Source organism: Hymenobacter caeli, from assembly GCF_013294115.1.
Lineage (GTDB): Bacteria > Bacteroidota > Bacteroidia > Cytophagales > Hymenobacteraceae > Hymenobacter > Hymenobacter caeli.
This window is the reverse complement of sequence record NZ_JABSNP010000008.1, coordinates 197,331-206,771: the sequence shown is the minus strand read 5'-3', so window position 1 is coordinate 206,771 and position 9,441 is coordinate 197,331. Positions and strand designations below refer to the sequence as shown.

The 9,441-nt window shown below is 62.9% G+C and carries 6 protein-coding genes; 3 read left to right on the top strand and 3 right to left on the bottom strand.

Features of this window, described 5'->3' with window-relative positions; genetic code table 11:
- Positions 1–63: 63 nt before the first annotated feature.
- Positions 64–2,379, bottom strand: a complete 2,316-nt coding sequence (locus HNP98_RS10680; protein ID WP_173810059.1) for a type ISP restriction/modification enzyme — start codon at positions 2,377–2,379, stop codon at positions 64–66.
- A 281-nt stretch (positions 2,380–2,660) separates the two neighbouring features.
- Between HNP98_RS10680 and radA the strand changes: the two genes are divergently transcribed.
- The 3 genes from radA (at position 2,661) to HNP98_RS10665 (ending at position 6,978) form a co-directional block, all read left to right on the top strand.
- The gene (gene radA, locus HNP98_RS10675) at positions 2,661–4,058 is read left to right on the top strand and encodes a DNA repair protein RadA (RefSeq protein WP_173810058.1); all 1,398 of its coding nucleotides are present in this window, start codon (positions 2,661–2,663) and stop codon (positions 4,056–4,058) included.
- Positions 4,059–4,263: 205 nt separating this feature from the next.
- Complete coding sequence (locus HNP98_RS10670; RefSeq protein ID WP_173810057.1) at positions 4,264–5,835, top strand: TlpA family protein disulfide reductase; 1,572 nt, start codon at positions 4,264–4,266, stop codon at positions 5,833–5,835.
- A gap of 120 nt (positions 5,836–5,955) precedes the next feature.
- Positions 5,956–6,978: an SPASM domain-containing protein gene (locus tag HNP98_RS10665; protein WP_173810056.1), complete on the top strand. Its 1,023-nt coding sequence runs from the start codon at positions 5,956–5,958 to the stop codon at positions 6,976–6,978.
- A 92-nt stretch (positions 6,979–7,070) separates the two neighbouring features.
- Here HNP98_RS10665 and HNP98_RS10660 read toward each other — a convergent pair whose 3' ends face one another.
- Together HNP98_RS10660 and proS are read right to left on the bottom strand one after the other, a co-directional pair.
- A complete protein-coding gene (locus HNP98_RS10660; RefSeq protein WP_173810055.1) occupies positions 7,071–7,541 on the bottom strand; it encodes a DUF4844 domain-containing protein in 471 nt (156 codons plus the stop codon).
- Between the two features lie 186 nt (positions 7,542–7,727).
- On the bottom strand, positions 7,728–9,203 hold the full coding sequence (proS, locus tag HNP98_RS10655) for a proline--tRNA ligase (RefSeq protein ID WP_173810054.1): 1,476 nt from the start codon (positions 9,201–9,203) through the stop codon (positions 7,728–7,730).
- Positions 9,204–9,441: the final 238 nt, after the last annotated feature.

The following is a 9,441-nucleotide window of genomic DNA, read 5'->3' as shown; positions in this document are numbered from 1 at the left end:
CCACAAAATGGTCCGACTGGTCGTAGCTCTATTAGAATGGCTGCTCCGACAACTAGTGGTCTGTCAAAGGTCTGTAAAAATAGTAGGGTAGAGTATCCGATGAGTAACAATCTTGCCAAAATAAAATGGCTTTTGAGTGAAAGGGCGGTACGTTGAAGGAATAACTTTTTCGCTTCGATACTTTAGCTCAGACCCTTTTAGAAGATGGCTTTCTAGCTCTTCGGTCCACTTAATGTCTCGTTTTACAAAGTCATTAATCTTGACATCTTTTTGTGACTCTCGCCACCGCTTCACTTCGGCAGTGTAGAAATTGCAGAAGTACGCTGCTTTCTTTTCTAATTCATCTTTATCAAAATCGTACATCCACTCATCCCGTGCTGTCACAACTCCGAGTGAATAAAGTTTAAACAGCGCCCGTTCCCCCGCCACGTTCTTCGCGCTCTTCGTTTCCTTGTCAATCAGTGGCACGAGGCTTTCCCAGTCGTTGTCCGTCTGGCCCAGCCAGTTGCCTTTGGCGTCGGGGCGGATGCGGTCGAAGTCCAGGGCCCGGAACTTGGTTTCGTGGAGGAAGGTGAGCTTGGCGGCGGCCGTTTCCAGGGGCGGGCGGGCGGCGTAGTGGATGCGGGCGAGCTGCCCCCGCGCCTGGGGCTGCTTGATGAAAAAGGCCATCGCCACGCCCGTCTGGATGCCGAACACGTTGTGCGTGGTGCCCGAGAGCCGGGGGTTGGCCCGCACGTCGCCGCCCAGGTCCACGAGGTAGATGTCCGAAAACTCGTCGGCCACGGCCTTGCGGAAGCCGTCGAAGGTGCGGGCGTGGATGAAGCTGCTGTTGGTGATGAAGGCCAGCACGCCCTTGTCGGCCAGGCGGTCGGAGGCCCAGCGGAAAAACCGGGCGTACATGTCGTAGAGCTTGGTTTTCTGGGCCGTGCTGCGGGCAATGTACGTGTCGCGGATGCGCTGGTCCACGTCGCGGTAGGTGCGGTTCTTGTTGTTGTCGTTCTCGTTTTGCTGGTTGGCGTTGTAGGGCGGGTTGCCGATGATGACGGACAGCTCGCGCTGGTTCTGGCGCTGGATGCGCTGGGCATTTTCCAGGCCCAGGCCGAAGCTGAGGCCGAGCTGCCCGCGCCGCGTTTTCTGGAAGCCCACGTTGTCGAGCGTGTCCACGAAGCAGATGTTGGCGAACTCGGCGTAGGCCCCCATCTTCTGCTTGTAGGTGTACTCGATGTTGAGGTTGGCGATGTAGTAGGGCAGGATGGCCACCTCGTTGGCGTACAGCTCGTGGGCGTACTTGTGGGCCAGCGTTTTCTTGGGCAGGTACTCCAGCAGCTCCGTGATGAAGGTGCCCGTGCCGGTGGCCGGGTCCAGAATCTCCACCCCCTTGTCGCCGAGCAGCTTATCGAAGTGCTTCTCGGTGAGGAAGTCGGTGCTCTCAATCATGAAGCGCACCACCTCGTTGGGCGTGTACACGATGCCCAGCCGGTCGGCCCCCTTGGGGTTGTAGGCCCGGTAGAAGTTCTCGTACACCACCTTCAGAAACTTCTGCTTCTCCTTGTGGCTGGCTATGCCCGAGGCCTGGGCGTTTATCACGTCGAAAAACGGCCGGATGCGCTCCAGCGTATCGCGCCGCGTGGGCCCCGTAAAGAAGGTGAGGATGACCTGCTCCAGCTCGTGGGCGATGTTGTTTTCGCGGTGGAACTGCGTCTCGTCGAACACCTTGTTGAAGATGTCCTCCGTGAGGATGTGCTGAATCATCATCTCCCGCGCCTCCGGGGCCCCAAAGTCGGGGTTGATGCTGGCCTGGCCCAGCGCCACGAAGTCGGCCAGCCGCGCATTGAACCGGGGGTTGTCCGTCTCGGCCCGCTCGATGGCCTTGCGCAGGCTCTCGACCACGCCCGGCAAGTCGTGCCGGAACTGCTCGATGGCCTTGCGAAAGGTGCGCACCTCGGGCCGCTCGTAGTGCAGGAACTGGGTGAGCAGCCGGTCGGTGGCCGCGTCGTCGTCCAGGGCCACGCGCCCCGCCTCGCTCCCCGCCTGGATGAGCACGAGCGTGACCGAGTCCTCGAACAGGATATTGTCCTGCGGGTAGCCCTTGGCGAATTTCTTCTGGATTTCCTCGTCCAGGTCGTCGTGGCTGTCCTTGCTTTCCCAGTAGCCCCAGCTCAGGCGCAGGGCATCCTTCACGGTGCCGTCCGGGTACACGGTGTTGCCCTTGGGGGCCCGGTAGTCCAGCTCGGGCACCAGCAAAAAGTCCTTCTGCCGGCAGTAGTCGTTCAGCAAGTTCTGAAACGCCCCCCGGATGGCCGTTTCCTTGGTAGAGCCCCCGTACTGAATCAGCTGGGCAATTTCGTTCTGGTAGCGTTGGACGGCCTGGCGCGACATGGAGCAGGGTAGGAGGAAAGGAAAGGAGCCCCGAAGGTATCGGGTAGCGGGGGTTGGGGCCGGCCTAACGGCCGCCTCACCCCCCGGCCCCCTCTCCGAAAAGGAGAGGGGGTGCGTTCAACGATTCGGCTAGCCTGCGTTTACGAATCGTCCGTCTCCCCCTCTCCTTTTCGGAGAGGGGGCCGGGGGGTGAGGCGCTCCGCTGCACGGGCAATACACCAACCCGAGGCGGCACTTTTTTCGCCTCCCCGGCCTTATCCTTGCTGAAATAATTAGCAAAAATGGCCAAAGCAAGAACCGTATTTTTCTGCCAGAGCTGCGGGGCGCAGTCGGCCAAGTGGATTGGCCGCTGCCCGGCCTGCGGCGAGTGGAACACCTACGTCGAAGAAGTCGTCCAGAAAGAAACCGTGGCCACCACCAGCGGCCAGTGGAAGCCCGCCAGCACCGTGCCCGGCGGCAGCCTCACCAAAACCGCCAAGTCGGTGCCGCTCGGCGACATCATCGCCGAAGACGAGCCCCGCATCCTCACCCCCGACGGCGAGCTGAACCGGGTGCTGGGCGGGGGCCTCGTGCCGGGCTCCATCGTGCTCATCGGCGGCGAGCCGGGCATCGGCAAGAGCACGCTGATGCTGCAAATCGCGCTGGGCCTGCGGCAGCTGCGGGTGCTGTACGTGAGCGGCGAGGAAAGCGAGGCGCAGATAAAAATGCGCGCCGAACGGCTGGCCAACGGCCAGCACCCGGGCTGCTACATCCTCACCGAAACCAACACCCAGAACATCTTCCGGCAGATTGACCAGGTGCGGCCCAACCTGGTCGTCATCGACTCCATCCAGACCATGCATTCCACGCTGGTGGAAAGCGGGGCCGGCAGCGTGAGCCAGGTGCGCGAGTGCACCGCCGAGCTGCTCAAGTACGCCAAGGAAACCAGCGTGCCGGTGCTGCTCATCGGCCACATCACGAAGGACGGCAGCATCGCGGGCCCCAAAATCCTGGAGCACATGGTGGACACCGTGCTCCAGTTCGAGGGCGACCGGCACCTGAGTTACCGCATCCTGCGCACCACCAAAAACCGCTTCGGCAGCACCTCCGAACTAGGCATTTACGAGATGCAGGGCGACGGCCTGCGCCAGGTGAGCAACCCCTCGGAAATCCTGCTCTCGCAGCGCGGCGAGAGCCTGAGCGGCATGGCCATCGGGGCCACCCTGGAGGGCAACCGCCCCTTATTGGTAGAAGTGCAGGCCCTGGTGACACCCGCCACCTACGGCACCCCGCAGCGCAGCAGCACCGGCTTCGACGCCAAGCGCCTGCAGATGCTGCTGGCCGTGCTCGAAAAGCGCAGCGGCCTGCGCCTGGGCCAGCACGACGTGTTCCTGAACATCGCCGGGGGCCTGCGCCTCGACGACCCGGCCCTGGACGCGGCCGTGTGCGCGGCCGTGGTGTCGTCGCTGCACGACGTGCCCATCGCCGGCGACATTTGCCTGGCCGCCGAAGTGGGCCTGAGCGGCGAAATCCGGGCCGTGAGCCGCCTCGACCAGCGCCTGGCCGAGGCCGAAAAGCTGGGCTTTCGCCAGATGTACGTATCCCAATTCAACGGCAAAAACCTGGGGGCCCAGCGCCCCGGCCTGCGCGTGCAGCCCGTGGCCCGGCTCGACGAAGTGCTGAACGGCCTGTTCGGCTGAGGGGCGTTTAGGCCCGGTATATAACTAAAGCAGGGTCGGGCAAGTAAAGAAGCAAGAAAAAGCAGATAGAACAGAAGAATTGTATTTTATATGACAAACGCCCGTATCTTCGGTTTGTGAATAGGCTTTTCCCGTGAAATAAGAAACTATTATTATCCTTGTCTCGCGGCAGATTTCCCCATTGAGCGGCTTGTTTTTTTAGGCTATGTCGAATTTTTTTACTGCCACGTTTTACCGGCTGCTGGCCGCGCCGCTGCTGCTGGCCCCCCTGCTCGGCCAGGCCCAGGACGCGGCGTCGGCCGCCGCTTCGGGTCCCGGCACGGCCGTAATTACTGGGCGCGTCAGCAGCCCCCAAACCGACTCGATAGCCGTGTCGTTGCGCGACAACCCGCTCGATGCCAAGGAGCGCATCGTGCGGGCGGCCCTGTCCAGCAAAGGCGAGTTTCGTATTTCCGTGCCCGTGGCCGGGGCCACCAAGGCCGACCTGGTGTACGGCGACGACGTGGCCTCGCTGTACCTCGACGCCGGCACCGACCTGGACGTGCGCTTCAAGGGCGAAGACATGAGCAACTCGCTGAAATTCAAGGCTAACGATGTGCCTGCGGGACTCTCGACCAAGTTGCGCAACGCCGGTAACCTCACCGATGCCCAGCGCCACCGCGTGCAGGCCGCCAACGCCAACGCCTACCTGGCCGAGGCCGACGAGCAATTTGTGGAAAACGACGGTTTTCAGGTGCTGCCCGACAACGTGCAGCTTTACGAAGCCCCGTTTTTGTCGTTTCTGGAGTACCGCCGCAAGCACGAGAACGAATTTTTGGAAGACCGCGCCGGCCGGCAGGCGTTTACGGCCGAATTTTATAAGTACGCCAAGGCCGAGGTGGCCTACGCCTACGCCAACGACCGCCTCACGTTCCAGGACCTGCGCGAGCAGGTCGTAAGCACCGAGGGCCGCCTGAAAATGAGCGCCACGTACTACGACTTCCTCAACGACCCGGCGCTGCTCAACAACCCCGACGCCACGCAGAGCGAGCTGTACCACGAGTTTCTGGTGAACTACCTGCACCACGCCGCTGCGGCCGCCAACCACCAGCGCACCGACCCCGATTTCTACACCTACTCGTTTGCCCTGGCCGGCAAGCAGCTCACCGGGCCCATCAAGGCCATCATCCAGGGGCGGGTGATGGAAGAGTCGTTCCGCTTCGGGCACGTGAAATATTCGGCCGCCATGCTGGCCGAATTCCACGCTGCCGACCCGCAGAGCAAGTTTTACCCCGTCCTTCAGGCCGACTTCGACCAGCACAAGGACTTCGCCATCGGGGCCCCGGCCCCCAACTTCCGCCTGCCCTCGGCCAAAGGCGACACGGTGAGCCTGCGCGATTTTGCCGGCAAGCTGGTGTACCTGAACTTCTGGAAATCGACCAACGGCCTGTGCCTGCGCGACTTGGTGTACGCCCAGGACCTGATTCACCGGTTTGAAAACAAAAACATCGTGTTCATCAACATCGCCCTCGACGAAAACGAGCAGGCCTGGCGGCAGCTGGTGAAGGCCAAAAGCTTGCCCGGCGTGCAGGTGCGCGTGCCGGTTGGGGGCCTCAAGTCGGGCGTGGCCAAGGCCTACGCCGTACAGGAAGTGCCGGCGTACTTTCTCATCGGCGAAGACGGCACCTTCCTCAACACCAAGCCCAAACGCCTGAGCAGCCGCGCCGCCATCGACGAAATCAACCAGGCCTTCGGCAAGGCCGGTGCTTACACCAGCGCCATCGAAACGGCGAAGTAGCCGCCGCGCCGGCGGGCCCGCCGCCTAACTTTGCGCCGAGACGACGGAGGCCCCCGCGCTTCCGTCGTCTTTTTTTGTTGGCGGCCCGCCCGGCCGCCCCACCCCGGTCTTCCCCTGCCGATGCACCCGCTCCTCGCCGATGGCCTCAACGTGCTGTCCAAAACCACGCCGCGCCGCCTCTGGAACGCCGCCCAGGTGGTGGGCTCGTACCTGCTGAGCAAGGCCACCGGCCGGGCCCGCCACCGCGGCCTGCCCCTGGCCCTGAGCTTCGAGCCCACCACCAGCTGCAACCTGCGCTGCCCCGAGTGCCCCAGCGGCCTGCGCTCCTTCACGCGGCCCACGGGCATGCTGGCCGACGACTTGTTCAAGAAGACGATTGACGAGGTGGCCGGCCGGCTGTGGTACCTCATTTTTTACTTCCAGGGCGAGCCCTACCTGCACCCGCACTTCCTGGAGCTGGTGCGCTACGCCGCGGGCAAGGGCATTTACACCGCCACCAGCACCAACGCCCACTACCTCACCGACCAAAACGCCCGCCGCACCGTGGAAAGCGGCCTCGACCGCCTCATCATCTCGCTCGACGGCACCACCCAGGAGGTGTACCAGCAGTACCGGGTGGGCGGCAAGCTGGAAAAAGTGCTCGAAGGCACGCGCAACATCGTGCGCTGGCGCAAAACGCTGAAATCCCGCACGCCGCGCATCATCTTCCAGTTCCTGGTGGTGGGCCCCAACGAGCACCAGCTGGCCGATGCCAAAGCCCTGGCCGCGGCCCTGGGCGTGGACGACGTGTGGTTCAAGACGGCGCAGATTTACGACTACCAGCACGGCTCGCCCCTCATCCCCACCATCGACTACTACTCGCGCTACCAGAACAACCACAACGGCACCTGGAGCCTAAAAAACCGCCTCCTCAACCACTGCTGGAAGATGTGGCACTCCTGCGTCATCACCTGGGACGGCCTCGTGGTGCCCTGCTGCTTCGACAAAGACGCCGAGTACCGCCTCGGCGACTTGCAGCAGCAAAGCTTCGCCAGCCTCTGGCGGGGCCCCAAGTACCAGGGCTTCCGCCAGGCCCTGCTCAAAGGCCGCGACCAGGTAGAAATGTGCCGTAACTGCACCGAGGGCACCAAGGTGTGGGGGTGAAAACGCAGCGCGGGGAAAGCAGCGGGCCCGTGCATAGGCCCGCTGCTTTCCCCGCGCTTTTGCTTTGGTAAGGAGCCGCCCGCCGGGTTTACCTAGTGGGCCGCGGCCGGTGCTTTGGCGCGGGTGATGAAGGCGTTGAGCCGCCCCCCCGAATTGGTGATGCCCACGATGTCGAGCAGGTCCTCGTAGTACTCGGCCACCTGCGCCCGGTCGGCGGGGAGGCGGGTGAGGGGCACCAGCTCCGCCAGGCTGCTGTCAAGCACTTGGAAATAGGCTTCCTGGTTGGGGCGGCCGCCCATAATCTGGAGGAAGTCATCGGTCGATTCCGACAGGATGTGGGCCACCTGCGGCCGGGTTTTGAAGGCGTCCAGCTCGTCGGTGAGCGGACGGATGGTATCCTTCATCTTCGTGAGCTTGCGGCTGGCGTCGGTGCGCACGGGCAGCAAAGTAGCGGCGGGCTCGGGGGTCGCCACGGCGATGAGCGACGCCGGGGCCGAAGTCACGGTTTGGGCAAAGCCGGCCACCGGGGCCAACAGCAGCACGCAAAGTAGGTGTGGGCGCATAACAACGAAAGCGAAAAGGCACGAAAAAAAAGACCGTTGGCCAAATATAAATAATTGCCGGTATAATATAATCGGCCTGGCCCGAAAATAAAAAAAATAGCCGAATAAGGAAAAGGGCCGGTTCCGAAACCATCGTTTCGGAACCGGCCCTTTTGCGGGGAAGAACATTGGCCGGGCGGCGAGCCGCTAGTAAGCCCGGGCGAAGTAGGCCCGGCGCGGGCTGGGGGCCCCCGTCACCATGCACACGCCGTCTTCGTCGGGCTCGGCCAGGGCCAGGCAGCGCACGGTAGCCTTGGTCTCCTCCTTGATGCGCTCCTCGGTTTCGGAGGTGCCGTCGTAGTGGGCCAGCACGAAGCCGCCTTTCTCATCCAGCACCTGCTTGAACTCGGCGTAGCTGTCCACGCGCGTCAGGTGCTGGTCGCGGTAGGCGCGGGCCTTCTGGTAGATGTTGGCCTGGATGTCGGTCAGCAGCTGGTCCACGGCGGCCACGATGTCGGCCAGCGGCAGGGTCATCTTTTGCTTGGTGTCGCGGCGGGCCACTTCCACGGTGCCGGCGTCGAGGTCGCGGGCCCCCACGGCCAGGCGCACGGGCACGCCCTTCAGCTCCCACTCGGCAAACTTGAAGCCGGGGCGCTCGGTGTCGCGGGCGTCCACCTTCACCGAGATGCCGCGGGCAATCAGCCCTTGCTGAATGGGGCGGATGCGCTCCATCAGCGCGTCCAGCTCGCCGGTTTTGTAGATGGGCACGATGACCACCTGAATCGGGGCCAGCTTGGGCGGCAGCACCAGGCCCTCGTCGTCGGAGTGGGCCATCACCAGGGCCCCCATCAGGCGGGTGCTCACGCCCCAGCTGGTGCCCCACACGTACTCGCGGGCCCCGTCCTTGGTGGCAAACTGCACATCAAAGGCCTTGGCGAAATTCTGGCCCAGGAAGTGGCTGGTGCCGGCTTGCAGCGCCTTGCCGTCCTGCATCAGCGCCTCGATGCAGTAGGTATCCTCGGCCCCGGCGAATCGCTCGTTGGCGGTTTTCACGCCCTTTATTACCGGCAGGGCCATGTGCTCCTCGGCAAATTCGGCGTACACGTCGAGCATCTGGCGGGTTTCGGCCACGGCCTCCGCGGCGGTGGCGTGGGCGGTGTGCCCTTCCTGCCACAAAAACTCGGCGGTGCGCAGAAACAGGCGGGTGCGCATTTCCCAGCGCACCACGTTGGCCCACTGGTTGATGAGCAGCGGCAGGTCGCGGTAGCTCTGCACCCAGTTCCTGTAGGTGCTCCAAATGATGGCCTCCGAAGTGGGGCGCACCACCAGCTCTTCTTCGAGCTTGGCGGCGGGGTCCACGCGCAGCTTGCCGGGCTTGTCGGGGTCGGTTTGCAGGCGGTAGTGCGTCACCACGGCGCACTCCTTGGCGAAGCCTTCGGCGTTTTTCTCTTCGGCTTCGAACAGGCTTTTGGGGATGAAAATGGGGAAGTAGGCGTTTTCGTGGCCCGTGCGCTTGAACATGTCGTCCAGCTGGCGCTGCATCTTCTCCCAGATGGCGTAGCCGTAGGGCTTGATGACCATGCAGCCGCGCACGGCGGAGTTTTCAGCCAGGCCGGCCCGCTTCACTAAGTCGTTGTACCAGAGCGAATAATCCTCTTCGCGGGTGGGCAATTTTTTGCTCATAATCAGCTACGGAAAAATAACGGGAACGGCCCCCGAAAATGGTATAAAATTTGACCAGGCAAAGGGCACCGTTTCGGGGTAAAATTACGTTATTAAACCACAGCCCCGAATGGCCCTCTAATCCCCCGAAAAATGCGCTGGCCAGCTTGGGGCCAACCCTCGCGGGAATTAGTCGTTGAGGAAGGGCCCCGCGGGGCCCGCTTCACCCGATTTGTACCGTTTGAGTTGTTACTTTACG

Coding starts and splice junctions, on each gene's coding strand:
- HNP98_RS10660 (WP_173810055.1), bottom strand. CDS start 7,541: ATGCGCCCACACCTACTTTGCGTGCTGCTGTTGGCCCCGGTGGCCGGC.
- radA (WP_173810058.1), top strand. CDS start 2,661: ATGGCCAAAGCAAGAACCGTATTTTTCTGCCAGAGCTGCGGGGCGCAG.
- HNP98_RS10665 (WP_173810056.1), top strand. CDS start 5,956: ATGCACCCGCTCCTCGCCGATGGCCTCAACGTGCTGTCCAAAACCACG.
- proS (WP_173810054.1), bottom strand. CDS start 9,203: ATGAGCAAAAAATTGCCCACCCGCGAAGAGGATTATTCGCTCTGGTAC.
- HNP98_RS10680 (WP_173810059.1), bottom strand. CDS start 2,379: ATGTCGCGCCAGGCCGTCCAACGCTACCAGAACGAAATTGCCCAGCTG.
- HNP98_RS10670 (WP_173810057.1), top strand. CDS start 4,264: ATGTCGAATTTTTTTACTGCCACGTTTTACCGGCTGCTGGCCGCGCCG.